Origin of the sequence: Pseudoduganella sp. R-43 (assembly GCF_049913255.1) — a bacterium.
Taxonomy (GTDB): Bacteria; Pseudomonadota; Gammaproteobacteria; order Burkholderiales; family Burkholderiaceae_D; genus Rugamonas.
This window is the reverse complement of sequence record NZ_CP183988.1, coordinates 4,767,180-4,791,643: the sequence shown is the minus strand read 5'-3', so window position 1 is coordinate 4,791,643 and position 24,464 is coordinate 4,767,180. Positions and strand designations below refer to the sequence as shown.

At 64.8% G+C, this 24,464-nt stretch carries 24 protein-coding genes; 7 read left to right on the top strand and 17 right to left on the bottom strand.

Translation table 11 applies throughout. The features are described from left to right. Positions 1-3 precede the first annotated feature (3 nt). From ACN9M3_RS21640 to ACN9M3_RS21580, 13 genes are all read right to left on the bottom strand, one after another. Positions 4-462, bottom strand: a complete 459-nt coding sequence (locus tag ACN9M3_RS21640) for a TadE/TadG family type IV pilus assembly protein (RefSeq protein WP_426162592.1) — start codon at positions 460-462, stop codon at positions 4-6. A gap of 5 nt (positions 463-467) precedes the next feature. Continuing rightward, positions 468-2,015, bottom strand: a complete 1,548-nt coding sequence (locus tag ACN9M3_RS21635; protein ID WP_426318581.1) for a pilus assembly protein TadG-related protein — start codon at positions 2,013-2,015, stop codon at positions 468-470. Between the two features lie 9 nt (positions 2,016-2,024). Then, on the bottom strand, positions 2,025-2,300 hold the full coding sequence (locus ACN9M3_RS21630; RefSeq protein ID WP_426162590.1) for a hypothetical protein: 276 nt from the start codon (positions 2,298-2,300) through the stop codon (positions 2,025-2,027). A gap of 9 nt (positions 2,301-2,309) precedes the next feature. Beyond that, entirely contained in the window at positions 2,310-3,884 is a 1,575-nt protein-coding gene (locus ACN9M3_RS21625) for a type II and III secretion system protein family protein (protein WP_426318580.1), read from the bottom strand. Between the two features lie 13 nt (positions 3,885-3,897). Beyond that, a complete protein-coding gene (gene cpaB / locus ACN9M3_RS21620) occupies positions 3,898-4,749 on the bottom strand; it encodes a Flp pilus assembly protein CpaB (RefSeq protein WP_426162588.1) in 852 nt (283 codons plus the stop codon). A 24-nt stretch (positions 4,750-4,773) separates the two neighbouring features. After that, on the bottom strand, positions 4,774-6,090 hold the full coding sequence (locus tag ACN9M3_RS21615) for an ATP-binding protein (protein WP_426162587.1): 1,317 nt from the start codon (positions 6,088-6,090) through the stop codon (positions 4,774-4,776). Between the two features lie 12 nt (positions 6,091-6,102). Next, entirely contained in the window at positions 6,103-6,720 is a 618-nt protein-coding gene (locus ACN9M3_RS21610; RefSeq protein WP_426318579.1) for a methyltransferase family protein, read from the bottom strand. Further along, entirely contained in the window at positions 6,717-7,304 is a 588-nt protein-coding gene (locus tag ACN9M3_RS21605; RefSeq protein WP_426318578.1) for an A24 family peptidase, read from the bottom strand. The genes ACN9M3_RS21610 and ACN9M3_RS21605 overlap by 4 nt, the downstream gene beginning before the upstream one ends. After that, positions 7,301-8,353, bottom strand: coding sequence for a phosphatase PAP2 family protein (locus ACN9M3_RS21600; protein ID WP_426318577.1), 1,053 nt, complete (start codon positions 8,351-8,353; stop codon positions 7,301-7,303). The genes ACN9M3_RS21605 and ACN9M3_RS21600 overlap by 4 nt, the downstream gene beginning before the upstream one ends. After that, positions 8,350-8,526 (bottom strand): Flp family type IVb pilin, encoded by a 177-nt coding sequence (locus tag ACN9M3_RS21595; RefSeq protein ID WP_426162582.1) that lies wholly within the window; start codon positions 8,524-8,526, stop codon positions 8,350-8,352. Before ACN9M3_RS21595 ends, ACN9M3_RS21600 begins: the two co-directional genes overlap by 4 nt. Before the next feature lie 69 nt (positions 8,527-8,595). Continuing rightward, positions 8,596-8,769 (bottom strand): Flp family type IVb pilin, encoded by a 174-nt coding sequence (locus tag ACN9M3_RS21590; RefSeq protein ID WP_426162581.1) that lies wholly within the window; start codon positions 8,767-8,769, stop codon positions 8,596-8,598. 458 nt (positions 8,770-9,227) lie between these two features. Then, positions 9,228-9,917, bottom strand: a complete 690-nt coding sequence (locus ACN9M3_RS21585) for a response regulator (protein ID WP_426162580.1) — start codon at positions 9,915-9,917, stop codon at positions 9,228-9,230. Between the two features lie 7 nt (positions 9,918-9,924). Next, positions 9,925-11,586, bottom strand: coding sequence for a sensor histidine kinase (locus ACN9M3_RS21580; RefSeq protein WP_426318576.1), 1,662 nt, complete (start codon positions 11,584-11,586; stop codon positions 9,925-9,927). A gap of 157 nt (positions 11,587-11,743) precedes the next feature. On the opposite strand from ACN9M3_RS21580, the gene htpG reads away from it, so the two are divergent. From htpG to ACN9M3_RS21545, 7 genes are all read left to right on the top strand, one after another. After that, positions 11,744-13,654, top strand: a complete 1,911-nt coding sequence (gene htpG, locus ACN9M3_RS21575) for a molecular chaperone HtpG (protein WP_426318575.1) — start codon at positions 11,744-11,746, stop codon at positions 13,652-13,654. A gap of 153 nt (positions 13,655-13,807) precedes the next feature. Further along, positions 13,808-15,004 (top strand): ATP-binding protein, encoded by a 1,197-nt coding sequence (locus ACN9M3_RS21570; RefSeq protein ID WP_426318574.1) that lies wholly within the window; start codon positions 13,808-13,810, stop codon positions 15,002-15,004. Then, positions 14,997-16,004 carry an ABC transporter substrate-binding protein gene (locus ACN9M3_RS21565; protein WP_426318573.1) on the top strand — a complete coding sequence of 336 codons (1,008 nt, stop codon included), beginning with the start codon at positions 14,997-14,999 and terminating at the stop codon, positions 16,002-16,004. Before ACN9M3_RS21570 ends, ACN9M3_RS21565 begins: the two co-directional genes overlap by 8 nt. A 6-nt stretch (positions 16,005-16,010) precedes the next feature. Beyond that, positions 16,011-18,536 (top strand): ATP-binding protein, encoded by a 2,526-nt coding sequence (locus tag ACN9M3_RS21560; protein WP_426318572.1) that lies wholly within the window; start codon positions 16,011-16,013, stop codon positions 18,534-18,536. Then, positions 18,533-19,390: an RNA polymerase sigma-70 factor gene (locus tag ACN9M3_RS21555; protein ID WP_426318571.1), complete on the top strand. Its 858-nt coding sequence runs from the start codon at positions 18,533-18,535 to the stop codon at positions 19,388-19,390. Before ACN9M3_RS21560 ends, ACN9M3_RS21555 begins: the two co-directional genes overlap by 4 nt. A 34-nt stretch (positions 19,391-19,424) precedes the next feature. Then, the gene (locus ACN9M3_RS21550) at positions 19,425-20,465 is read left to right on the top strand and encodes a diguanylate cyclase (protein ID WP_426162570.1); all 1,041 of its coding nucleotides are present in this window, start codon (positions 19,425-19,427) and stop codon (positions 20,463-20,465) included. A gap of 90 nt (positions 20,466-20,555) precedes the next feature. Beyond that, on the top strand, positions 20,556-20,999 hold the full coding sequence (locus ACN9M3_RS21545) for a carboxymuconolactone decarboxylase family protein (protein ID WP_426162569.1): 444 nt from the start codon (positions 20,556-20,558) through the stop codon (positions 20,997-20,999). On the opposite strand, the gene ACN9M3_RS21540 is transcribed toward ACN9M3_RS21545, so the two are convergent. From ACN9M3_RS21540 to kynU, 4 genes are all read right to left on the bottom strand, one after another. After that, the gene (locus ACN9M3_RS21540) at positions 20,996-21,586 is read right to left on the bottom strand and encodes a CHRD domain-containing protein (RefSeq protein ID WP_426162567.1); all 591 of its coding nucleotides are present in this window, start codon (positions 21,584-21,586) and stop codon (positions 20,996-20,998) included. The two genes, ACN9M3_RS21545 and ACN9M3_RS21540, sit on opposite strands and share 4 nt — an antisense overlap. A 126-nt stretch (positions 21,587-21,712) precedes the next feature. Then, a complete protein-coding gene (locus ACN9M3_RS21535) occupies positions 21,713-22,360 on the bottom strand; it encodes a ribonuclease T2 family protein (protein WP_426318570.1) in 648 nt (215 codons plus the stop codon). Then, complete coding sequence (gene kynA / locus ACN9M3_RS21530; RefSeq protein WP_426162564.1) at positions 22,357-23,196, bottom strand: tryptophan 2,3-dioxygenase; 840 nt, start codon at positions 23,194-23,196, stop codon at positions 22,357-22,359. The genes ACN9M3_RS21535 and kynA overlap by 4 nt, the downstream gene beginning before the upstream one ends. A 13-nt stretch (positions 23,197-23,209) precedes the next feature. Next, the gene (gene kynU, locus ACN9M3_RS21525) at positions 23,210-24,448 is read right to left on the bottom strand and encodes a kynureninase (RefSeq protein ID WP_426162563.1); all 1,239 of its coding nucleotides are present in this window, start codon (positions 24,446-24,448) and stop codon (positions 23,210-23,212) included. Positions 24,449-24,464: the final 16 nt, after the last annotated feature.

The following is a 24,464-nucleotide window of genomic DNA, read 5'->3' as shown; positions in this document are numbered from 1 at the left end:
TCCTCACTGCATGTAGCGCATGGTGGTGCGCGGGGTCAGGTTGATGGTGCGCACCGCATTGCCGATCAGCGGAATGGTCTGGCCGATGTTGACAGCGTAGCCGGTGATCTCGACGCGTACGCCGCCGGGCGCGGTGCCGTCAATGCAGGAGCTGTCGTTGTAGGAGGCATCCAGGCAAGTGACCACCACGTTGCTGCTGGCGAAGCCGGGTACCTTGGCCGCGTTGGCGGCGGCCACCACGATGCTCTTGGCAGTGCCGACGGCGCTCGAGTTGATGTTGGCTTTTTTCGCCACGCTCATGTAGCGGGCGCCGTCGCGGGTACCCTTGCTGAGCGCATCGTAATAGGCGAAGGCGCGGCCGAACTCCCACACCCCTGCCAGCAGCAGGAACAGGATGCTGGCCACCAGCCCGAATTCGACCAGGGCGGCGCCGGATTGCTTGCGTAATGGTGGAAGGCGCATGGTGATCACTTGTACAGTTTGACTTCGGACGAGGGCACTGGTTCTACCAGGCCGGTGAATTCCACGTTCAGTTTCTTCGGCGAGCCGCTGAGGTCGGCCTTCTTCTGCATGAAGAACTTGCCGATGCCGACCACGTTCATGACGCCGCAGGCGCCGCTGCCCACCGGCGGGGTGCGGCAGTCGATCAGCACGATGTTCAGGATGCGGCGGTTCTCCACGCCGGTGCGGCCGGCCGGGGCCAGGAAGGTCGGGCCGCTGGCCTGGTTATACGGCGCCGCAAACTGCGAGGTGAAGCCGGCGCCGACCGTGGTCGGGTAATTGGCGGGGTCGATATAGTTGGTGGTGGCGCCCGTGCCGTACATCTTGCTGGTTGCGCTGGTGCCATTGGCCTCGGCTGGCGTAACGGCCGTCGTACCGTCGGACTGGACCGCCGGCGTGTAGGACCACAGCACGCCGTGTTCCGCATAGCTGGCCTGCGTCGGGACGCGGGTGCTGGGCGTGCTGGGCCAGATATTGGTGGTGGCCTCAAAGGGCAGCGTGTACTTCGGCAGCTGCGGGGTGCCGTCGGTCGTGACCGATTGCTGGCTGGGCAGGTTGGTGCTGCCGGCGTCTTGCCATCCAGCCGGTGCTTCGCCGGAGCCGGGCAGGTATTCCTTGACGTTGATGTCGGGCGGCGCGGTGGCCGGGTCGCACTGCGAGCCGCCGGAATAATCGTTGAAGCGCGAGTTGAACGCTTTTTCCAGCGTCCCCGACACGCCGGTATTGGTGTAGACCTGGCCCACCCCGGTCGGCACCACGGCGCTGTTTCCGACGCAGATGAAGGGGGCGGTGACATTGGTCGACGAGTTGGACGAGACGCAGGCGTTGGGCGGCGAATTGACCGGGTTGATCTGGTACGGGTCGGAGGCGGCGCCGCCCAGGGAGCCCAGTTCGAACACGTTGTACGACATGCCGCGGCGGAAGCCGTATTCGACGATTTCAGTGAAGCTGCCGTAGCTGTAGTTGGCCGTGCGGCGGGTCGGGTCGATGGCGCAGACGCCGACCGGGGTGACGGTGTTGACGTAGCGCCCCGCCACCGCCCAGCCGTAGGTCGAGGTGCTGTTGTCGCCGGCAATGCGCATCAGCCAGGTATTGATCGACTGCGCAGTGCCGCCGTTGCCGCCATCCCGGGTGTCGACCTCCACGAACGTGCGACCGGTGGCGTTGCCCAGGCTTTGCGCCAGGGTGTACCAGGGGCCGTCCGGACTGGCGGCAAAGCGGAAGTTGGCGTCCTGCAGCGTCAGCGTGCTGCCGAAGTTGTAGCGGTTCTTCAGCGCCAGCGCCTTGCCGGAAGCGACGGCCTTGTTCAGGCCCGCGTCCGAGTTGTCGAGGTCCTTGCCGGCAGCCAGGGCCGAGGCATCGGCCAGGTTCTGCAGCTCGGTCTTGACGATGTATAAGTGGCCAAGGTCCAGCACCAGGCCTGCCACGGGGATCAGGACGAGCATCAGCAGCAGGCCAGTCATCACGGCCACGGCGCCGCGCTGCTGGTGGTGCTTGGGAATGCGCTGGACCATGGCTGTCTCCTAGCGGCCGACGCCGATCAGGAAGGAATTGGCGTTCTTTTCCGGCGCCTTGAACGATTTCACGTACTGGTCGTAGCCGGCCTTGGCGGCCGGGCCGTCCAGCCCCAGGGGCACCGCCATGTTGCGCTCGGCGGCGGGGTTCATGATCTGCGCCTGGCGCAGGTCGGTGGCGGCTTCGCCCAGGTGCTGGTCGACGTAGGGCGTGGTCGACATGCAGGCCGCCAGGCTCAAAGGCAGCAGGGCAGTGCCGGTGCAGCGCAGGAATGACGATTTCATGCTGGCCTCCTAGTTCAGGTCGAAACCGCCGGCTTGCTTGCCAGGCTGCTTCTGGGTTTTGTCTTGCGGCGGGGTGCCTTCCATCTGGCCGGTGAAGATGCGCTGGGCGCGGCTCGGATCGGTCACGTTGGAGGTGGGCAGGGCATTGGCCAGGTCGGGCGGCAGCGGCTTGACCAGGCGCGGCGTGATGACGAACACCAGCTCGGTGCGGTCGGTCTGGAAATCGTTGGAACGGAACAGGGCGCCCAGCACCGGGATTTCGCCCAGGCCCGGCACGGCCTTGATGTTGTTGGTCGAGTTGTTCTTGATCAAGCCGCCGATGGCGAAGCTCTGGCCGTCGAACAGCTGCACCGTGGTGGCGGCGCGCCGCGTGGTGAACGAAGGCAGGATGGCGGTGCCGTTGACGCCGGCCGCCGAAATGCCCACGCCTTCCTTGTTCAATTCCGAGACTTCGGGCGCCACCTTCAGGTTGATGCGGCCGTCACCCAGCACGGTCGGGGTGAAGCGCACCGCCACGCCGAATTCCTTCTCTTCCAGCGTGATGCGGGTAAAGCCGCCGCCGTCCGGGGTGGAGGCCACCGGGATGAAGATCTTGCCGCCGGCCAGGAAGCTGGCTTCCTGGCCGCTGATGGCCATCAGGTTCGGCTCGGCCAGCATCTTCACCAGCCCGTCGCGCTTTTGCGCATCGATGGTGAAGGAGTTGCCGTTGGTGCTCTTGAAGGCATTGGCCAGCGAAGGGTTGCCGCTCAACAGGTTGGACAGCAGGGTATAGGTCCAGTTGCCGATGGTGTGATTGAGACCGATGCTGGCGCCCAGCTGGTCGACCAGGGTCTTGGACACTTCGGCCACCTTCACTTCCAGCATCACCTGCTGCGGCGCGGCGACGGTCAGCATATTGATGATCTTGAGCGACAGGCTGCCTTCGACTGGCGCGATGGCCTGCGTGCTGGCGCCGGCCGGCGCCGAGGCGCCGCTGCCCGGGCCGCCGCTGCTGGTCGGGCGCTGGCGCGTGACGAAGGCGTTGGCCATCTGCAGCACATGCTCGGCCATCACCACGTCCGGTACGGTGCCGCTCAGCATGAGGGAGTCGGCGGCCGCGGTCACCTTGACCATGCCGGCCTGGCCGGTCAGCTTGTCGATGCCCGCCTGCAGGGTGGCCGTGTCGGCGCTGACGGTCAGGTCGGCAATCACGGTGTCGCCGGTCTTCTGCCACACGATCAGGTTGGTGGTGCCGACGGTGCGGCCCAGCATGTATACTTCGCGCGGATTGAGCAGGATCACGTCGGCCACGCGGGCGTCGCCCACCGCCACCCGTGCTGCAGGATGCTGCAGGCGCACGATGCTGGACTTGCCTTCGGCCAGCTGCATGGCCGGCGCCAGTTCGGTGCGGCCTTCCGGCAGCGCAGCCGGCAGCGCGGCTTCCGCCTTCTTGCCGGGCATGGCGCCGCCCTTGGCCTTCATTTTGGGCTGCTGCGCCACGACGGCTGCTTCGGCGCCCACCTGGGCGGCGGCAGGCGTGGGCAGGGCGGGCAGGGCCAACAGGGCGCCCAGGATGCTCGGTACAGCGGTGCTTATCCTTTTCATGAGTAGCTCCGTATCAGAATTGTTGGCTGCTGCGGTCCAGGCCTTTGATCATTTCCACATGCACGCCCGGTGGCGGCACGGTGGCCACTTTGCGCACCGGCACGGGCTTCGGTGCCGGGGCGGCGACGGGCGCCGCTTTCGGTGCCGGCGCGGGTGTTGCGGCGCCCAGCAGGGTGGTCTTGGTGGCGCCGGTGGTCAGCGCGGGATTCGGGTCGACCTGGTTGCGCAGCACCAGCGACAGGCTGCCTACGCTGCGTGCCAGGTCGAGTTTTTCCACCTGTTCCGGGGTCAGCTCCAGCGTCACCGCATTCACCACTTTCGGCTTGGTCTCGTCGCGCGAGGATTCCTGCGCCACCGCCAGCACCAGGATGCGCTCCAGCACGATCTTGGAAATGGTCGGGTCCTTGGTCTGGGTGCGCTGGCCTTCTTCCTGGGTGTTGACCAGGATGTCGACGTAATTGCCGGGCAGGGCGAAGCCGGCCACGCCCACCACGTCGTTGACCCGCACGGTCATGGCGCGCTTGCCCTCGGCCACCACCGCCGACAGCCCGCCCTGGGTGCCGGGCGGCGCCAGCTTGGCTTCCAGGATCGGCTCGCCGCGCATGATGCTGGTGCGGGTGACGCGCGACTCCAGCGCCTTGTCGTCCTTGATGGCGCCCGGCGGCTGCACCGATGCCGGCCAGTCGACCAGGCGCACCATGTCGGGCGTGATGCGTGCGCCCAGGCTGATGTCCACCTGCGCCACGGCCACCTTGGCCGTGGTGCCGCTGGCCTGCGCGTTGATCCAGCGCGCTGCCACCACAACGGCCACGAAGGCCAGGGCGATGGCTACCACCATCATGATCATTGCTCGTGTGTTCCTCATGATTATCCCCTTGCGTCCTTGGCTTCAAACCGCGGCAAAATAGTTATTCCAGGCCCACTCAAGCGAGGCGATGTCCAGCGTGGGCAGGCGTCCTTCATAGGCGGCCAGGTCGCGCAATTGCGAAACCAGGTCGCGCGGGTAACAGGCCATCAGCGGCCGTTCGTGCGTGTGGTGCTGGCGCATCAGCCAGGCGAAAGTCTCGGCCTCGAACGGCACCGAATAGCGTTGGCACACCTGGCGGAACACGGTCTCGTACTGTTCCGGCGTCTGCGGGCCGACATGGATCTTGTAGCCCAGGCGGCGCAGGAAGGAACCGTCGGCAAGCGCATCGGGCGGCATATTGGAGGAAAAGATCACCACCACGTCGAACGGCACCGGGAACTTGTAGCCGTTCTGCAGCGACAGGTAGTCGACCTGGCGGTCCATCGGCACGATCCAGCGGTTCATCAGTTCCACCGGCGAGCAGCGCTGGCGCCCCAGGTCGTCGATGATGAAGATGCCGCCGTTGGCCTTCAGGTGCGGCGGCGCCTGGTACAGCCGGGTGGCCGGATCGAAGCGCAAGTCCAGCGCTTCCAGGGTCAGCTCGCCGCCGGTGATCACGGCGGGTCGCTGGCTGCGCACCCAGCGCTGGTCGCGCGGGGTGCGGCGGTCGAACAGCATGCCCGGCGGCGGCGTGTCCTCAATAATGGTATGCAGCACCGGGTCATAGACAGGGATGATGTCGCCGTCGACCAGCAGCGCATGCGGCACGGCGATCTGCCCTTGCAGCAGGCCGTTCAGGCGCTCTGCCAGGTAGGTTTTTCCGCTGCCGGCCGGACCATGGATAAAGATGGCGCGGCCACTGTTCATGGCCGCGCCCAACTGGTCAAGCACTGCAGGGCTGGCGACAATGCCATCGAACGTTTTGCGGATGTGCTCGCGCTTGACGTGCATCTGCGCCACGCTATGGGCGCGCACGCGTTCGGCATAATCGCTAAAGGTTACGGGGGCAGCGCCGGCATAGGCGTCGCGGCGCACGAATTCGGCGGCGCGGGCGCGGCCCGTATCGGTCAGGTTGTAGACGATGTCGGCATCGGTGTTGCTGACGCCGCGGCGCATCATCTCCATCAGCTTTTCCGTGCGCATGAAGCCCAGCACCGGGTCCAGCACCGATGGCGGCAGCTTCAGGTGGGCGGCCAGCTCGTTGAGCTTGACCTGGCCGCGCTGGTACAGCACCTTGCTGGCCAGCTCCACCAGCAGCAGGAAGGGCAGCCCGGTTTCTTCCACCGTGCGCGGTGCGGGAACGCGCAGCGGGTCGTCAGCCCAGGGGCGCTTGCTTGGTTCTTCAAAATCGGCAGGCATGGCGGACCTCTCTCAAAACACCATTGGCAGGATGCGGTACTTGACGCGGCGCATGTACAACAGATACTCGCTGTCGCGCGACAGGAAGCGTTCTTCGCGCACCAGGCGGGCCAGCAGCAGCATGGAGGCAAGCAGGCAGGTGACGGCATTGCCGAGGCTGCTGTTCGACAGGACATAGCCCACATAGCTGAGCAGGTAGCTGGCATACAGCGGATGGCGGATCCAGCGGTACAGTCCGGTAGTCTTGATCTGGCGCCGCGCGGCCACCAGGCCGAAGCTGCGATTCAGCGACAGCAGGCCGCAGATCTGCAGCAGCACGCCGGCCACGATCAGGGCGCGCGCCGCGGGCAGCAGGCCTTCGCCGCTTGGCGCGAAGAAGAAGGGGGCGCCGGTGGAGGCGATGGCCAGCGCCCAGTCCAGCGGGGAGTGCGACACGGCAGCCGGCTCCGAGCGCAGCATGAACAGCGCCGCCACCAGGGTTTCCGAGGCCACGAACAGCAGGTAGGCCCAGTCGCCGGTGGCATTGAAGGCGCGCGCGTGGGCCACCGAGAACAGCAGCCAGACGCTGGCCAGTGCGGCCGTGGCCAGCACGCTGACGGTGCGCGAGGCGAGGATGGGGGTGGCGTTCATAGCAGGCTCCAGCCGAAGTAACGGGTCAGCAACAGGTAACTCACGGTGCCGGCGGCGATGGCCACGGCATAGGGCAACTGGCCGGTGGCAGCCAGCGGGGCATCGATGCGGGCGCTGCCGCCGGACATGCCGCGCAGCACGCTGCCCAGCACCATCACCTTGACATTGCCGCTGACCTTGCGCAGGCTGCCCTGGAACAGGGCCACCAGCAGGGCCAGCACGCCGCCGGCCAGCACGCTGGACAGGCCGGCGCCCAGGATGTCGAGCGGCCCCAGGAAGGCGCCCAGCATCGCCATCAGCTTGACGTCGCCGGCGCCCATCGCGCCCAGCGCATACATCGGCAACAGCAGCACCAGGCCGAGCACCATGCCGGCACTGGCTTTCAGCAGGCCCAGCGCACCGAACGGTTCGCTGAACAGGCCGGCGCCCGGCGTCACGGTCGCTTGCAGCGTGAGCCCGGCCAGCAAGCCCAGCACCACCAGCTTGTTCGGGATGCGGCGGCTGCGCACATCGCTGGCCACGGCCCATGCCAGCAGGCAGGCCAGCAGCACGATCGGCAGCAGGGCGCGAGTATCGAAGCTCATGGCGCGCTCCTTTGCACCAGCTTGCCGCACAGGGTCCAGATCAGCCAGGCGCCCAGCGCACCGGCGTAGCCGTCGATCGCGTAATGCCAGCCCAGGTGTACCGAGCCGACCTGGATCAGCACGGCAAACGCGGTGAGGGCGATGCCGGCGGCGCGGTTCAGGCGCCAGCCGAGCAGGGCCAGCAGCACGGAACTGGCCACGTGCATGCTGGGCATGGCGGAAATGCTGAGGGCGTTGGTGCCGCTATGCTGCGCGTAGTCTTGCCACAGCGTGTCCTGCACCTGCAGGGCCATTACGGGGATCACCTTGTCGGCATCGCGCAGGTAATGCATCAGGCCGGCGAAGGGATCGGCGCCCGCGACCGCAAAGTGGTAGTAGCACGGGCCGACGGAAGAGAACAGCATGGCCATGATATTGCCCAGCAGGGCCCAGCTCAGCACAAAGCTCAGCATGAACTGCATGCGCAGCTGGCGGCGTTCCAGGTTGAAGGCCAGCCAGTATACGGTGGACAGCACGATGAAGAACCACAGGTGGTAATTGAAATTCAGGAGGGCAGTCATCAGCGGGTGGCCGAAGACAGGCTGCAGCAGCTGCCAGGGCTGCACGCCGCCATGCAGCCAGGCGTCGGCGGCGGCCATGCGGGCATCCCAGGCATAGGGCTGCACCAGCGGCACGGCGGCTTTCAGCACGGTGAAGCTGGCGGCAAACAGGGGGAACATGGCCAGCACCGGCGCCGAAAACAGCAGGCGTTCGCGCGTCAGGTAGGCGGCCAGGTGTTGTTTCAGGTAGCGCACCAGGTGCTCGGGGCGCTTGAAGATCATGACGTAGATCGTATAGCCGCACAGTGCAAACACCAGGCCCATCGCCAGGGTCGCGAGATAGCCTTCCAGCTGCAGGTTGTGGCGGTATTTGGCCGGGTAGGCGGCGCACAGCGCGAGGGCGGCCGCCAGCTCCACGCCGACGATGGCAAGCAGCAGGCCGTGCTCGCGCAGCAGGGCGCGTGGCAGGCTGGGGCGGGTCGCGATGCGTGGGGTAAGGACAGCGCTCATGATGTGGCCAACAGGACTTGTGATTTGACGAAGGTGAACAATGCGAGGAGCTGGGTGCCGGCCTTGCCGACGCTGACGACGATGACCACTGCGATCAAGCCGGCCAGCAATGCGTACTCGATTGCCGAGACGCCTGTGTCGTTGCGGAGGAAGCGTAGGAATTGTTCTTTCACGATCGACCTCCAGGTAAGAAAGTCGTCCGGCGAGGCGGGGGAATGCCTGGCCGGACGCAGGCGCAAGATTTAGCCGTTGGCGGTGGTCAGCGCCGTGCCGATCTTGTCGAAGGTCTTATCCAGCTGGGTGCCGATCAGCTTGACGGCAGCGATGATCACGACAGCGATCAGGGCAGCGATCAGGCCGTATTCGATTGCGGTCACGCCTTGTTCGTCGCGGATGAATTTTTGGATGGCTTTCATGATGATTCCTTTCAGGACGTTTAATAACTGCACCAAAGTGTTTGCAGCTTCACGGAACAAGCCCGCTTCACCTGCCTTTTCCAAGCGCTAGAAGCACAATGATGCCGACGACAACTGTCAGTGAGGCTACAAGCACATATTCGTAAAAGGCCCGGCCGTCTTCCTCGGCGATGAAGCTTGCGATTCGTGGCGGCATGAGTCGGTTACGCATTCTGTACTCCGGACATGGTTGTGTTGGCCTTGCCTGGTTCTAGTCTCAGCCGACATGTCTGCCGTGCTGATGAGTTCACTTTAGGCGCATGCGTTTTGACTTCCATCAAACATCTGTCCTTTTCTATGCGTGACAGAAGTCCTTTTTTTCCAGCAGGAATCGGGACATTTGTCCCGGTTCAACGAAGATATATTGGAGGAAATATTTTCGGCACCCCTGCCGGTAGTGGGCGGGGGGCGAGGAGGCGCTACAGGTCGGCCTGGTCGAGCCTGTGCTTGGTGGCAAACACGTAAAGGTCCAGGCGGTTTGACACGCCCAGCTTGTGGTAGATGGCGGTCAAATGGTTGCGCAAAGTGTGCTCGGAAATAAACAACTGTTGCGCCAAAGCCTTGTTAACCGCACCACCACCTGTTGCGATTAAGCTGCAAATGCGTCTTTCCTTGGCAGTGAGCTGGGCGATCTTGTCCAGTTCGGGATCTTGCCGTCGTGTCGATTGCGGATTGCGCATGGCTTCGAACACGCGGCTGAGCATGATGCCATCGAGCCACAGCTCGCCGCCGTGGACTTTCTCGATGGCTTTCAGGACCACCTCGGCCGGCTCGTCCTTGCTGACTACGCCGCGTGCGCCCAGCATCACGGCGCGATCGAGCAACTCGCGGTCGCGCGTGCCCGACAGCACCAGCACGCGCGCGCCGTTGCAGCCGGCCAGCAGGCGCGGCATGATGTCCAGCGAACAGGTGCCGCCCAGGTCGATGTCCAGCAGGATCACGTCGGGCAGCACTTCGGGCGCCATGGCCAGCGCGCTGTCGCAGTCGCGCGCGGTGCCGACCACCAGCATGTTCAGCGCTTCGCTTTCGATCAGCTTGCCCAGGCCCCATAGCAGGGTCTTGTGGTCATCGACCAGCATGATGCGGATTCGTTTGTCGGCTTGCCCCATACTCACCTCACACCGGAATCACAATCTGTACCGCAGTGTTGTTCTGGCGGCCGCGCTGCACGCGCGCTTCGCCGCCCAGCGCGGCGGCGCGTTCAGCGATTGAGCTCGGTGTAAAGTCTAGCACCGGCTGGCCCGAACATTCATTCTCGATGCGCACAGTCAGCTGGCCAGCGGTGCATGCCAGTTCGATATAGCCGTTGCGCGCCGTCGTATGCTTGCAGATATTGCTCATACCCTCGTTGACGATCTGGAACACTTCGGCCGCCAGGCGGTCGCTCATGTGCAATTCACCCTTGGTGTCGACATTGATGTGGACGTCGTAGAACTGGCGCAGCTGCGCGGCCTGGCGGCGCAGGGCAATGAGCAATTCCGGTTCCTTCATTTCCAGCCCGCCGCGCAGGCTCTTGGCGTAGTTGCGCAAGTCGCGCACCACTTGCGAAGTGACGTCGAGCAGGTTGTCCAGGTCGGGCACCAGCGGATTGCCGGGGTCGGCCTTCAGGCGGATGCCAGATACGCCGTGGCGCAGGCCGATATAAGGCTGGATCGTGGTGTCATGCAAGTCGCGGGCGATACGCTCACGCTCACGCAACACCGCTTCCGATGCCATGCGGTCCAGCAGTTCGATATTCTCGATCACGGGGAAGGCCTGGGCTGCGATCTGCAACAGGAACAGCGCGTCCGACTTGTGGAAGTGGTGGCGCTGCGACACCACGATCAGGCGCCCGGAACCGCGCCGCAGCGGCAGCGGCACCGCGATCAGCGACAGCGCGTCGAGCAATTCGGCCAGGGTTTCGCCGGCCTCGGCGTCTTCTTCCACCCAGCGCTGGTGTGCGCTGTCATAGCTCTTGATTTGCAGCCGGCGCCGCAGCCAGGGACCGCGCGGCTGGCGCATCAGCAGGATGGCGTCTTCACCGCATACCAGCAGCGGCGCAGCGGCGTCCGGCGCCAGGTTGCTGGCATGGATCGGACGCCCGGCATTGGCCGAACTGGCCGCGCGCAAGGTCCAGCTTGCCGCGCCGTTGTCGTGCATCAGCAGGATGCAGCTATGGGCGCCGTAGAACTGGCGCGTCTGCTCCAGCACGGAACTGATGGTGCGGTCGACCCCGAAGCGCGGATTGGACATCTGGCTCACCGCATGCAGCAAGGCCATGCGCTGGCGCTGGATCATGGCCATGCCGCCCCAGTGCGCGATCATGTAGCCCAGGGCCAGCAGGAAGGTGGCGCGCAGCATCACCACCGCCATTTCGGCCTGGCTGTGGGTGTACAGGGAGGTCAGCGCAAAGGCCAGCGAGGCGGCCATGGTGATGCGGGCGCCTTCCTCGAAGCCGTGGCTGAAGGCCGAGGTCAGGATGGCGAAGAAAAACAGCAGGAAGTAAAAACTGGCATCGCCGCCGGTAACGTAGACCATCAGCGTGAACCAGCCTACGTCAAGCCAGTACACCAGCTTGCTGCGCACCAGGATCGAGCGGTTGGCCAGCAAGAGCAGGGTTACGCTTTGCAGCAGGTAGGCCAGGAAGACGCCCAGCGACAAGGGGTCGGCGCGGCCGGACGGTTCCACCACGAGGGTAAACAAGCAGGCCACGGCCAATACCAGGCGCATCCAACGCACCATGGAAGCGTCCGAAGTATCCTTCGGCAGGGTCGCATGCAGCAGGCCTTCGTTGATCACGGTGTCTCCGGCGCGTCGTTGTTACCATGCTAAGAGAACCACTTGTCGTTGTCCACAACAAGGTTGTATTTTTGAAACGTTGCCAGGGGCTTGAAATCGGCGCAAACGGCCCCATGTGGGCGATTCCGAAGTTCCGTATAAGACTATTGAGGTAAAAATGGCAGAAAACAAGCAAACCATGGGGTTCCAGGCAGAAGTCAAACAGCTTCTGCAGCTGATGATCCACTCGCTGTACTCGAACAAGGAAATCTTCTTGCGCGAGCTGGTATCGAACGCCTCCGATGCGGCCGACAAGCTGCGTTTTGAAGCGATCAACAACGACGCACTGTACGGCAACGACCACGAACTGAAGATCCGCGTCAGCTTCGACAAGGCAGCGCGCACCATCACCATTTCCGACAACGGCATCGGCATGAGCCGCGACGAGGCGATTTCCCACCTCGGCACCATCGCCAAGTCGGGCACCAAGGAATTCTTCGGCAAGCTGTCCGGCGACCAGCAGAAGGACGCGGCCCTGATCGGCCAGTTCGGCGTCGGCTTCTACTCCGGCTTCATCGTGGCCGACAAGATCACCGTCGAATCGCGCCGCGCCGGGCTGGCGGCGGAAGAAGGCGTGCGCTGGGAATCGGCGGGCGAGGGCGATTACTCGATCGAGCAGATCGAAAAGGCCGGCCGCGGCACCGACATCATCCTGCACCTGCGCGAAGGCGAGGATGAACTGTTGTCGAGCTGGAAACTGAAGTCCATCATCCGCAAGTACTCCGACCACATCTCGCTGCCGATCCAGATGCAGAAGGAAGAGTGGGACGAGGAGAAGAAGGAAACCGTGCCGAAGGACGAGCTGGAAACCATCAACCAGGCCAGCGCCCTGTGGGCCCGCTCCAAGAGCGAGATCACGCAGGAACAGTACGAAGAGTTCTACAAGCACGTGTCGCACGACTTCGGCGCGCCGCTGGCCTACACCCACAACCGCGTGGAAGGCCGCAGCGAATACACCCAGCTGCTGTACATCCCGGCCAAGGCTCCCTTCGACCTGTGGGACCGCAACAAGCGCGGCGGCATCAAGCTGTACGTCAAGCGCGTGTTCATCATGGACGACGCCGAGCAGCTGATGCCGACCTACCTGCGCTTCGTGAAAGGCGTGATCGACTCGGCCGACCTGCCGCTGAACGTATCGCGTGAAATCCTGCAGGAATCGCGCGACGTGAAAGCGATCCGCGAAGGCTCGACCAAGCGCGTGCTGGGCATGCTGGAAGAACTGGCCAACGCCGACGAGCAGGAAAAGAAGGACAAGTACACCACCTTCTGGACCGAATTCGGCCAGGTGCTGAAAGAGGGTATCGGCGAAGACTTCGCCAACAAGGAACGCCTGGCCAAGCTGCTGCGCTTTGCCTCGACCCACAACGACAGCGATGTGCAGGACGTATCGCTGGAAGCCTACGTCGGCCGCATGAAAGAAGGCCAGGACAAGATCTTCTACGTCACCGCCGACAGCTACGCCGCCGCCAAGAACTCGCCGCACCTGGAAATCTTCCGCAAGAAGGGTGTTGAAGTGCTGCTGCTGACCGACCGCGTCGACGAATGGATGCTGTCCTTCCTGAACGACTTCGAAGGCAAGGAACTGCATTCCGTGGCCAAGGGCGGCCTGGACCTGGGCAAGCTGGAAGACGAGGCGGAGAAGAAGGAACACGCCGAGACCGAAACCCAGTACCAGGAACTGGTCGGCAAGATGAAGGAAGCGCTGGCCGACAAGGCCAAGGAAGTGCGCGTCACTTTCCGCCTGACCGATTCGCCAGCCTGCCTGGTGGCCGACGAGCACGAACTGTCGGGCAACCTGCTGCGCATGCTGAAGGCAGCCGGCCAGTCCGCGCCGGAATCCAAGCCTATCCTGGAAATCAACCCGCAGCACCCGCTGGTGACGCGCCTGAAGTATGAAGACGCAAGCGGCGAGAAGTTCAAGGACTGGGCCCACATCCTGTTCGACCAAGCCTTGCTGGCCGAAGGCGGGTCGCTGGCCGACCCGGCCTCCTTCGTCAAGCGCATGAACGAAATGCTGCTGTCGAAGTAAGCTGGCGGAGAAGTGCCTCTTGCGCGCCACAGTGGGTGCTGGCCCAACTGTGGCGCCAAAGCCGCAAGGATTTATATGCTAGTTAGATTTGGTGAGACTTTACCTCCTTGTCAACCGGCATAATCAAAGCAAGCCCGCCTTCGCGAGGATTGCATGACGGAAGTTCGCAAGCAGCGCATTCTCATCGTTGACGACCAGAGCGTCCACACCGTGGCGTTGTGCGACGTATTGCGCCAGTACCAGTTTGATGCCGAAGGCTGTTCCAGCGCCGAGTCAGCGCTGGAGCTCTTGCGCAACCAGTCTTTCGATCTGATGCTGTCGGACCTGAACATGCCGGGGATGGACGGCATCGGCCTGGTCAAGGAAGCCCTGCAGCACGACCCGGACCTGGCCTGCATCATCATGACCGGGGAGGGCAGCATTGCCACCGCCGTGCGCGCGATGCAGGGCGGCGCCCTCGATTACATCGTCAAGCCTTTCAAGGCGTCTTCCTTGCTGCCGGTGCTGGCGCGGGCCCAGGCCACGCGCGCCCTGCGGCTGGCCAACGCCGAGCTGGAACGCCAGCTACGCCAGAACGTGATGGAACTGGCGGAAGCCAATCACCGCCTGGAGCAGGCGCGCACTGCCGCCGAGCATGCCAATGCTGAAAAGTCGCGCTTCCTGTCGAACATGAGCCACGAGCTGCGCACCCCGCTCAACGGCATCCTCGGCTTCGCGCAAATCCTGGCGGCCGACAAGCTGCCGGCCACCCAGCTAGAGAAGCAGCGCTTTGCGCGCAATATCGTGCAGTCCGGCCAGCACCTGCTCAAGCTGGTCAACGAAATCCTCGACCTGGCGCGCATCGAAGCGGGCAAGGTGCCGCTGGCGATGGAAGCAGTGGACCTGCCGACCGTCCTGCAGGAATGCCGCATGATGGTGACGCCGCTGGCCGCCAAGCGCGACATCACCCTGGGTTTCGGCGAAGTGCCGGAGAAGCGCCTGCGCGCCGATCGCACGCGCCTGGTGCAGGTGCTGATCAACCTGCTGTCCAACGCCATCAAGTACAACCACGACCAGGGCCGCGTTGCCGTGGCCTGCACCGCAGCGGAAGGCAGCCGCCTGCGCATTTCCGTCAGCGACACCGGCCCTGGCCTGGAGCCGGAGCAGGTGCAGCACATCTTCCAGCCTTTCCACCGCCTCGGCCGCGACGAGGAGGAGGAGGGCAGCGGCCTTGGCCTTGCCCTCACCCGGCGCGTGGTCGAGGCCATGCAAGGCGCCATCGGCGTCGAGAGCCAGCCGGGCCAGGGCAGCACCTTCTGGGTGGAACTGCCGCTGGCGCCGGAAACTACCCAACAGGTGCAACATGCGTAGCCGAACCATGCAGGTCCTTGCCGTGTTGTTCGTCGTGCTGGCGCTGGGCGTGGCCTGGCTGTGGCAGCAGCAGCGGCAACCGGCGCGGCCGGCGCAGTCGCTGGTGATCGCGGCCAACACCGAATATGTCGGCACCTGCGCCGTGGTGGCCGCCCAGCAGCGCGGCTATTTCACCGAACAGGGCTTGCAGGTCAAGGTGCTGCCTTATTCGAGCGGCAAGGCGTCGATGCAGGCGGTGGTCGACGGCAAGGCCGATGTCGGCACCGTGGCCGATATACCGATCGTGTTTGCCGCCATGGACGGTGTGCCGGTCAAGGTGCTGGCCACCTTTTTCCGCACCGGCAAGGACCACGGCATCATCGGCCGCCGCGATCACGGCGTGCTGACCCCGGCCAGCCTGAAGGGCAAGCGCATCGGCGTCACGCAGGGAACCTCGGGCCAGTTCACGCTGGACGTTTTCCTGAACTGGCAACGCATGGATGGCAGCGAAGTCACCATGGTCAACTACAAGCCGGAAGAACTGGGCCAGGCGCTGCAGCGCGGCGACGTGGACGCGGTGGCCGGCTGGGAACCCTTCCTCGGCGCCATGCGCAAGCAGCTCGGTGATACGGCGGTGAGCTTTTCCGGCGAACAGGCGTACGAGAGCATCTACAACCTGGTCTCGCTGCAGCGCTTTACCGGCGAGCGGGCGGCCGTCGTCCCACGCCTGTTGCAGGCCATCGAGCAGGGCTCGGCCTGGTGCGAAAAGTCGCCGCGGGAGGCGCAGCCCCTGCTGCCGGCAACCGCCAAGCTGAATCGCGATGAAGTGGTGGCGGCCTGGCCGACTTACCACTTCGGCCTGGAGCTGGACCAGTCGCTCTTGCTGGCCTTTGAGGACCGGGCCCGCTGGGCCATCCGCAACCGGCTGGCCAATTCGCGCGAAGTGCCGAATTTCCTCGACAATGTGTACCTGGAAGGATTGGGCGAGGTGCGGCCGAATGCTGTCACCGTCATCCACTAAGCGATCATGAAAATTATCACTCGCCTGAAGTGGGCCCAATGGCTGTGCGTGGCCGGCGTGGCGCTGGCCGTGCTGCTGATGATCGGCGCGACGCGCCAGGTCAAGCAGGAGCTGCAGCGCAACGAGCGTGCCGGGGAAATCGTCAGCGGCGTGGTGGCGCTGCGCTACCTTTCCCTCGAATATGCGCAGACCCAGGAGCGGCGCTCCCACATCCAGTGGCAATTGCGCAAGGATTCCTTGCAAGGCCTGTTGCTGCGCGATGAACTGTTCCGGCAAGCGGAGGAGGCGCAGCTGCTGCACGACCTGCAGGAAAACCTGCCCCTGCTGGCACGGCATTTCTCCGAACTGCTGCTGGTGCGGCAGGAATTGCGCGCCACCCCTGAACGGGCGGAGGTGCTGCACCTGCTGGAAGCGCGGCTGTTCGGCCAGTTGATGTCGCGCACGCAGGACATGATACGGGATGCGGAAGAACTGGCGCGCCGCAGCCGCCAGGGCGTGCTGCAGGCGCAGCAGAATGCTTCCGCCGTGGCGGCCGGCCTTGGCCTGCTGCTGGCGCTGACCGTGCTGGGCGCACTGGCCTTGACGATCCGCAGCGTGGCCCATCCGCTGGAGCGGCTGCGGCGTGGCGCCGAACTGGTGGGCTCGGGCAAGCTGGACTTCCGCATGAACATGAATGCCGTTGACGAAGTGGGGGACCTGGCGCGTGCTTTCGATGCCATGACCGAACGCCTGCGCGCCACCACGGTCTCGCGCGACGAACTGGTTGCCGTCAATGCCGCCCTGCACGACGAGATGGAGGTGCGTCATGGCGCCGAGCTGAAGGTGCAGGCCCAGCTTGGCCGGCTCAGCCTGTTGCACCAGATGACGCGCTCGATCGGCGAGCGGCAGGACTTGCGCAGTATCCTGCAAGTCCTGGTGCGCAACCTGGAAGACCAGTTGCCGGTGGACTTTGCCTGCGTGTTCCTGCTGCAGGAGGGCGTGCTGGAAGCCAGTTGCGTCGGCCTGGGCAATGCCATGCTGCCGGGCGACGCGTCGCTGAAGGAAGGCGCCCAGGTTTCGATCGACAACAACGGCCTGTCGCGCTGCGTGAAGGGGCAACTGGTGTACGAACCGGACATCAGCGGCAGTGAATTCCCGTTCCCGCACCGGCTGGCGCGCGGCGGCCTGAATTCCCTGGTGCTGGCGCCGCTGCAGGCCGAGAGCGTGGTCTTCGGCGTGCTGGCCGTGGCGCGCACCATTCCGAATGCCTTCTCCAGCGGCGAATGCGAATTCCTGCGCCAGTTGAGCGAGCACGCGGCGCTGGCGGCACGCCAGGCGCAGTTGTATGGGGCGCTGCAGCAGGCTTACCACACCCTGCATGCGACGCAGCAGTCGGTCACCCGCGAGGAGCGCTTGCGAGCCCTGGGCCAGATGGCGAGCGGCATCGCGCACGACATCAACAACGCCATCTCGCCGGTAGCGCTGTACACCGAAACCCTGCTGGAAACCGAAACGGGCCTGAGCGCCAGCGGCCGCAGCAACCTGCAGGTGATAGCGCGCGCCATCGACGACGTGGCGGCGACGGTGGCGCGCATGCGCGAACTGTACCGCCGCCGCGAGCCGCAGATGGAGCTCACCAGCGTCAGCCTGAACGTGCTGGCGCAGCAGGTGGCCGACCTGACGCGGGCGCGCTGGAGCGATATGCCGCAGCAGCGCGGCGTGGTGATCAATATGAAGCTGGAGCTGGCGCCGGGGCTGCCGTCCGTGATGGGCTCCGAGCCGGAAATCCGTGAAGCCCTGACCAACCTGGTGTTCAATGCGGTCGATGCGATGCCGGAAGGCGGCGCCCTGATCCTGCGCACCCGCAGCACCGGCGAGCATGCCATTGTCGACGTGGTGGACAGCGGCGTCGGCATGGACGAGTCGACGCGCCGCCACTGCCTGGACCCGTTCTTCACCACCAAGGGCGAGCGCGGCAGCGGCCTGGGGCTGGCCACCGTCAATTCGATGGCCGAACGCCACAGCGCGGTGGTGCAGGTGGAATCGATGATCGGGCAGGGCACCACCGTGTCGCTGGCCTTCCCGCTGCCGCAGGCGCATCCCGCCATGCCGCCGCTGGAAGCGCCTGCCACGACGGTGGCGGTGGCCGAACCCATGCGCCTGCTGGTGATTGACGACGATCCGGCCGTGCTGGCGTCCATGACCACCATCCTGCAGCGCGACGGCCACACGGTGGTGGCGGCCAATGGCGGCGCCGCCGGCATCGAGCAATTCCGCGCTTCGATGGAATCCAGCCAGCCTTTCGACGCGGTATTCAGCGACCTTGGCATGCCGCACGTCGATGGCCGCAAGGTGGCCGGCTGCATCAAGGAGCTGTCGCCGGCCACGCCGGTGATCCTGGTTACCGGCTGGGGCCAGCGCCTGATTCCGGAGGGCGACGTGGACGCCAAGCCGGCCAGCGTCGATGAAGTGCTGAGCAAGCCGCCGCGCGTGCGCGAATTGCGCGAAGTGCTGCTGAAAGTGCACAAGGTCGGCTATAGTCCTGCATCATGAATGATCCAATCGACTTTGCCGCGCACCGTGCGCGGTTGTTTGCCATCGCCTATCGCATGCTGGGCGTGCGCGCCGATGCAGAAGACGTGGTGCAGGATGCCTGGATTCGTTGGCAGGGCGCCGATACCAGCGGCGTGCAATCGGCCGAGGCCTGGCTGGTGACGGTGGTGACCCGCCTTTCCATCGACCGCCTGCGCGCCGCCATTGCCGAACGCGAAGCCTACGAGGGCCTGTGGCTGCCGGAACCGCTGGTGGCAGTCGACGAGGAGACGCCGGAGGCGCAGGCCGAGCGGGCCAGCGACCTGTCGCTGGCCTATATGTGGCTGCTGCAGCGGCTAGGTCCCGAGGAGCGCGCCGCCTTCCTGCTGCGCCAGGTGTTCGATTACGACTACAACGAGGTGGCCGAGCAGCTTGGCAAGTCGGAAGCGGCGTGCCGCCAGATGGTGAGCCGCGCCGGCGACCGTGTGCAGCAAGGCCAGTCGCGCTTTGATATCCCGGCCGACACCCACCGCCAGCTCTTGCAGCGTTTCGTGGAGGCCTCGGCCAGCGGCGACAAGGCGGCGGTCCGCGCCCTGCTGGCGGAAGACCTGGAACTGGTGGGCGATGGCGGCGGCAAGGTCAAGTCCTTCGGCATCGTCATCACCGATCCGGACAAGATCGCTGCGCTGTACGCCGGCATGCACAAGCTGGGCGCCATCGAATACCGCGCTGCCATGGTCAACGGCGAGCCGGGCTTGCTGCGCTTCGTGGACGGCAAGCTGGAATCGGCGCAGGGCTTTGCCACCGACGGCCAGCGCATCACCGGCATCTATGTGGTGCGCAACCCCGATAAACTGGCGCACATCGTTAACTGAGGTTGGCTGGCACGCAAGCAGAGGAGGCCCTGACATGTTGAGCGAAACCCGCGAGCGCGGCATGCAAATCGGGCAGGCGGACCTGCTGCGCGCCATGCAGTACCTGCCGGTTGGCATGTCCATCATCGACCGCGACCTGCAGTTCAGGTTCTGGAACGAGACGTTTTGCCAATGCCTGGATTTCCCCGATAGCCTGATGCAGCCTGGCGTGCTGCTGGAGGATCTGTTCCGCTTCAACGCCCTGCGCGGGGAATTCGGGCCCGGCGATCCGGAGGCCCAGGTGCGCGAGCGCATCAACCTGGCGCGCCAGTTCGTGCCGCACCGTTTCCGGCGCACGCGCGCCAATGGCACGGTCCTGCAAGTGACCGGCCGCCCCATGAGCGATGAACAGGGACGGGTCATGGGTTTCGTCACCATCTATGAGGACGTCACCACCGAGGCGCGCCAGCAGCAGGAGCTGGAGCAGGCGCACCGGAAGCTGCTGTCGGCCTATGAAGACCTGCGGCTCGCCCAACTGGACAACAGCGCGCTGGAAAAGGACCGCTCCAAATACTACCAGCTGGCAGTGCGCGACGCCGTGACGGGCCTGTACACGCGCCATTACATGGAAGATGCCGCGGCCCGCCTGCTGCAGCAGCACGAGCGCGATCCGGCCGAACGTGTTGGCCTGCTGGTGTTCGACATCGACCGTTTCAAGCAAATCAATGACAATTTCGGCCACCTGGCCGGCGACGTGGTGCTGCAACGCATCGGCGGAGTCTTGAACAGCCATACGCGCCGCATCGACATCGCGGTACGCAATGGCGGCGACGAGTTTGCCGTCTTCCTGCCCAAGCTCGACCTCGAACACAGCCTGCAGTTTGCCGAGCGGGTGCGCAGCGAAGTGCGCGCCCAGCGTTTCGACGGCGCCCTGTCGGGGATCGAACTCTCCATCAGCGCCGGCGTGGCCGCGCACCAGCCGGGTGAGACGCTGGGCGAACTCCTGCAGCGGGCCGATGCCGCCCTGTATGCGGCCAAGCGGGCCGGCCGCGACCGGGTGTGCACCTTCCCCGCCCAGCCTGGAAAAAATTTTTAGCCGGGCTGTCACAAACCGGCAGGCTGCTCCGTCTAATGGTTGAGAAGGCCGCACAGCGTGGCCTTTACCATCAGACCGAAAGGATTTTCCATGAGCACCCTGCGTTACAACTACTTCCAACTGTCCCAGAAATCGTTCCAGAACCTGCTGGCGCTGTCGAATGGCCTGAACCGTGAACTGCTGGGCAAGAAGCTGGTGGACCTGGTCCTGCTGCGCGTATCGCAAATCAATGGCTGCGGCTTTTGCATCGACATGCATTACCAGGACTTGCTGAAGATGGACGTCGACCCGCGCCATGTGAATGCGGTGGCGGGCTGGCGCGAGGCGCCATTCTTCAGCGAGCGCGAACGCGCTGCGCTGGAATGGTCGGAGTTGATCAATGCAATTCCAGTCCGCGATCCCGACGACGCAGCTTTCGCCCGTGTCAAGGAGCATTTCTCCGACGAAGAGATCGCGGAACTGGGCTTCGTGGTTGCGGTCATCCGTTCCTGGAACATGCTGAACGTGGCGTCACGCAACCCGATTCCTCGCTAGTTTTCCCGCTTGCGCAGTAACAGCAAGGGCAGGCCGGCCAGCAGCATGAGGATCTGTGCCGGCTCGGGAATCGGCGCCGCCAGGAAGCCGCGGATTTCACCGCTCGGGTAGACGTTCGAGTGGATGTTGAAATACGCGGCGCCGGCATTGAGCCCGGCCAGCAGTGCGGCCTCGGCGCCGGCCGTGGTGCCGCCGTTATTGGCCAGGAAGGTCGGGTTCCAGAACGATTCCTGCGACGTGCTGAAGAACGAGGCATAACTGCCGCTGGTTTCGTTCTCCGGGAAGCCGGTCAGGGTCGGCAGCATGGTGGCGACACCGGCGGTGCCGTCGCCGGCCACGGCGGTGCAGCAATGGATGTGGGCAGCGCCGCTCAGGCCTTCCAGGTCGGTAAAGCTGGCTGCAATGGTCATGTAGTGGTTGTCGATATCGAACAGCACGGTCACATCGCCCGTGGCTGCCGATGCGTTTGGCGGGGATTCCGCCGCGCCGCTGAGTGAGGCGTTGAAGACAAGTGGATCAGCTTGCGCTGCTCCGCAAGCGGCAATCAAGGCCAGCGTCGCCAGCCCCTTTTTCAGATGAGTTCCCATTCGGTGGCTCCTCAAAGTTCGCGAGCCCGCGATAACGGTTCCCCCCGTGGTATGGCAAGCAGGCGCGCAGTACAGCGCGCTTATTGTCGCTGCAAGCGTGCCTTGGGCGGCGCACGCTTAGCGCCATCACTTCACATTTTTCATCAGGAAAGTGGATTGGCCGCAGCTCTTCTGCGAGTAGGCGATGGCTTCTTGCGAGCAGCTGCGCGATTTGCCGTCCTTGCTGAAACATGCGCGTGCTTCGCGCAGGAAACGGCCGCCGGAGCCGCAGACGGGCAGCACGGAGTCTTTGGCCAGCCATGGATTGGCCTGGTGGAATTTGGCCTCGAACTGGCCGGGCGTGACGCGCACCGGCTGCTGCGGGCGCGCGAAATCGGCCGGGATCTTCAGGCTGTCGCGCAGCCTGGCGCTCAACGCCAGGTAATCCTGGGGTTGCAGGCCGGAGCAGGAACCGTGTTTGTTCCATTCATGGAACAGCAGTTTGGGCGAAGGGTAGAGCGACTCGTATTGCTCGCGCAGGCTGTTCGAAATCCTGACGCGGCCGCAGCTTTCGGGATAGCCGCGCTCGAATTGCGGCCACAGGCCGTGCAGCACAAAGCCGAGCTGGCGGCCGGTGGCGCACTGCACCGGGTCGCCGCCGCCACGGCCGGCGCAATACTCGGGCGACCAGGACAGCGACATCACGTAGTAATCGAAAACACCGGGGCGGTCGTCGCGTGCCATTGCCGGCAGCGCACACGCCGCGGCCAGCAAGGCAGCGAGCAAGCGTTTCACAAAGCGGTCCTTAAAGCGAACAATTCCGGGAACAGTACCACATCGAGCATCTTCCTGAGATAGGACACGCCGGCCGTGCCGCCCGTGCCGGTCTTGAAGCCGATCACCCGTTCGACCGTGGTGACATGGCGGAAGCGCCAGAAGCGGAAGGCGGTCTCCATGTCGACCAGCTTTTCCGCCAGCTCGTACAGGGCCCAGTATCGTGTGGTGTCGCGATATACCTCGAGCCAGGCTTTCTGTACCGACTCGTTGGCCACGGTCGGCTGGGTCCAGTCGCCGTCCAGCCGCCCGGCGTCGATCTGCAGGCCATTGCGCGCCAGCAGGCGGATCGCTTCGTCGTACAGCGACGGCGCATGCAGCGCCGCGTCGAGCAGGGCATGCGCTTCCGGCGCCTGCTGGTGCACCGCCAGCATGTTCGCGTTTTTGTTGCCGAGGATGAATTCGATTTCGCGGTACTGGTGTGACTGGAAGCCGGACGAGGAGGCCAGGTAAGGGCGAATCGCGGTGTATTCGGGCGGGGTCATGGTGGCCAGCACGTCCCAGGCGTGCACCAGCTGGTCCATGATGCGCGCCACGCGGGCCAGCATCTTGAAGGCCGGCGGCAGGTCGTCGCGGCGTATATGGTCGACCACGGCGTGCAGCTCGTGCAGCATCAGCTTCATCCACAATTCGCTGGTCTGGTGCTGCACGATGAACAGCATCTCATTGTGGTTGGGCGAGAGCGGGTGCTGCGCGTTCAGGATCTTTTCCAGGCCCAGGTAGTCGCCATAGCTCATGGACTTGGAGAAGTCCATTTGCGCCCCGTGCCAGGCGGCGTCTTTCTTTTCTTCGGTCATATTGTGTCGTGTCTCAGGTGACGGCGCCGCGGGCGGCAGTGATGTCGTAGGCCTTATCGTCCAGGATCTGCTTCAGGATTTCCACGGCATCCCACACGTCGGCAAAGCTGGTGTATAGCGGCGTGAAGCCGAAGCGCATGATTTCCGGCTCGCGGTAATCGCCGATCACGCCGCGCGCGATCAGGGCCTGCATCACCGCGTAGCCGTGCGGGTGGGTGAAGCTGACCTGGGAGCCGCGCCGCACATGCTCGCGCGGCGTGACCAGGCCCAGTGGATGGTTGGGGCAGCGCTGCTCCACCAGGGCGATGAACAGGTCGGTCAGGGCCAGTGACTTGGCGCGCACCGCATCCATGGTGGTTTGCGCGAAGACGTCCAGGCCGCATTCCACCATGGCCAGCGAAGCCACCGGCTGGGTGCCGCACAGCGCGCGGCCAATGCCCTTGGTCGGCGCGAAGTCGGGTGCCATGGCGAATGGATTGGCGTGGCCCCACCAGCCGGACAGCGGGTGGCTGAATTTGTCCTGGTTGCACTCGGGGACCCAGATGAAGGCCGGCGAGCCCGGGCCGCCGTTCAGGTATTTATAAGTGCAGCCGACGGCGAAGTCGGCGCCATCGGCGTGCAGGTCGAGCGGTACCGCGCCGACTGAGTGGCACAGGTCCCACACGACCATTGCGCCATGCTGGTGGGCGAGGGCGCTGGTGGCGGCCATGTCGTGCTGGTAGCCGGTGCGGTAGTTCACGTGGGTCAGCATGACCACGGCGACGTCGGCGGTGATGGCGGCAGGAAGCTGGTCCGGACTGTCGACCAGGCGCACTTCATAGCCGCGGTCGAGCCAGGACGTCAGGCCCTGGGCCATATAGATATCGGTCGGAAAATTCGAGCGCTCGCTGATGATGATCTTGCGGCCGGTATGCGCCTGCGCGTGCAGGGCGGCGGCCAGGGCTTTGAACAGGTTGATCGAGGTGGTGTCGGTAACCACCACTTCACCGGCCTTGGCGCCGACCAGCGGGGCCAGCTTGTCGCCCAAGCGCTTCGGCATGTCGAACCAGCCGGCGGTGTTCCAGCTGGTGATCAGGTCCTTGCCCCATTCCCTGGCGATCACTTCGGTGGCGCGGGTGAGGGCGGCTTTGGGACGCGCGCCCAGGGAGTTGCCATCCAGGTAGATCACGCCGGCAGGCAGGTCGAACTGCTCGCGCAGGGGCGCCAGGGTGTCCGCGGCGTCGCGCGCCAGGCAGTCGGAACGGGAAATCATGAGGGCATTTTCCTTG

What these genes read in the sequence shown, in the direction of transcription:
- kynA (WP_426162564.1), bottom strand. Translation starts at nt 23,196, where the DNA reads ATGACCGAAGAAAAGAAAGACGCCGCCTGGCACGGGGCGCAAATGGAC.
- ACN9M3_RS21640 (WP_426162592.1), bottom strand. Translation starts at nt 462, where the DNA reads ATGCGCCTTCCACCATTACGCAAGCAATCCGGCGCCGCCCTGGTCGAA.
- ACN9M3_RS21600 (WP_426318577.1), bottom strand. Translation starts at nt 8,353, where the DNA reads ATGAGCGCTGTCCTTACCCCACGCATCGCGACCCGCCCCAGCCTGCCA.
- ACN9M3_RS21615 (WP_426162587.1), bottom strand. Translation starts at nt 6,090, where the DNA reads ATGCCTGCCGATTTTGAAGAACCAAGCAAGCGCCCCTGGGCTGACGAC.
- ACN9M3_RS21555 (WP_426318571.1), top strand. Translation starts at nt 18,533, where the DNA reads ATGAATGATCCAATCGACTTTGCCGCGCACCGTGCGCGGTTGTTTGCC.
- ACN9M3_RS21585 (WP_426162580.1), bottom strand. Translation starts at nt 9,917, where the DNA reads ATGGGGCAAGCCGACAAACGAATCCGCATCATGCTGGTCGATGACCAC.
- ACN9M3_RS21610 (WP_426318579.1), bottom strand. Translation starts at nt 6,720, where the DNA reads ATGAACGCCACCCCCATCCTCGCCTCGCGCACCGTCAGCGTGCTGGCC.
- ACN9M3_RS21550 (WP_426162570.1), top strand. Translation starts at nt 19,425, where the DNA reads ATGTTGAGCGAAACCCGCGAGCGCGGCATGCAAATCGGGCAGGCGGAC.
- ACN9M3_RS21605 (WP_426318578.1), bottom strand. Translation starts at nt 7,304, where the DNA reads ATGAGCTTCGATACTCGCGCCCTGCTGCCGATCGTGCTGCTGGCCTGC.
- cpaB (WP_426162588.1), bottom strand. Translation starts at nt 4,749, where the DNA reads ATGAGGAACACACGAGCAATGATCATGATGGTGGTAGCCATCGCCCTG.
- htpG (WP_426318575.1), top strand. Translation starts at nt 11,744, where the DNA reads ATGGCAGAAAACAAGCAAACCATGGGGTTCCAGGCAGAAGTCAAACAG.
- ACN9M3_RS21590 (WP_426162581.1), bottom strand. Translation starts at nt 8,769, where the DNA reads ATGAAAGCCATCCAAAAATTCATCCGCGACGAACAAGGCGTGACCGCA.
- ACN9M3_RS21540 (WP_426162567.1), bottom strand. Translation starts at nt 21,586, where the DNA reads ATGGGAACTCATCTGAAAAAGGGGCTGGCGACGCTGGCCTTGATTGCC.
- ACN9M3_RS21630 (WP_426162590.1), bottom strand. Translation starts at nt 2,300, where the DNA reads ATGAAATCGTCATTCCTGCGCTGCACCGGCACTGCCCTGCTGCCTTTG.
- ACN9M3_RS21570 (WP_426318574.1), top strand. Translation starts at nt 13,808, where the DNA reads ATGACGGAAGTTCGCAAGCAGCGCATTCTCATCGTTGACGACCAGAGC.
- ACN9M3_RS21625 (WP_426318580.1), bottom strand. Translation starts at nt 3,884, where the DNA reads ATGAAAAGGATAAGCACCGCTGTACCGAGCATCCTGGGCGCCCTGTTG.
- ACN9M3_RS21565 (WP_426318573.1), top strand. Translation starts at nt 14,997, where the DNA reads ATGCGTAGCCGAACCATGCAGGTCCTTGCCGTGTTGTTCGTCGTGCTG.
- ACN9M3_RS21635 (WP_426318581.1), bottom strand. Translation starts at nt 2,015, where the DNA reads ATGGTCCAGCGCATTCCCAAGCACCACCAGCAGCGCGGCGCCGTGGCC.
- ACN9M3_RS21560 (WP_426318572.1), top strand. Translation starts at nt 16,011, where the DNA reads ATGAAAATTATCACTCGCCTGAAGTGGGCCCAATGGCTGTGCGTGGCC.
- ACN9M3_RS21545 (WP_426162569.1), top strand. Translation starts at nt 20,556, where the DNA reads ATGAGCACCCTGCGTTACAACTACTTCCAACTGTCCCAGAAATCGTTC.
- kynU (WP_426162563.1), bottom strand. Translation starts at nt 24,448, where the DNA reads ATGATTTCCCGTTCCGACTGCCTGGCGCGCGACGCCGCGGACACCCTG.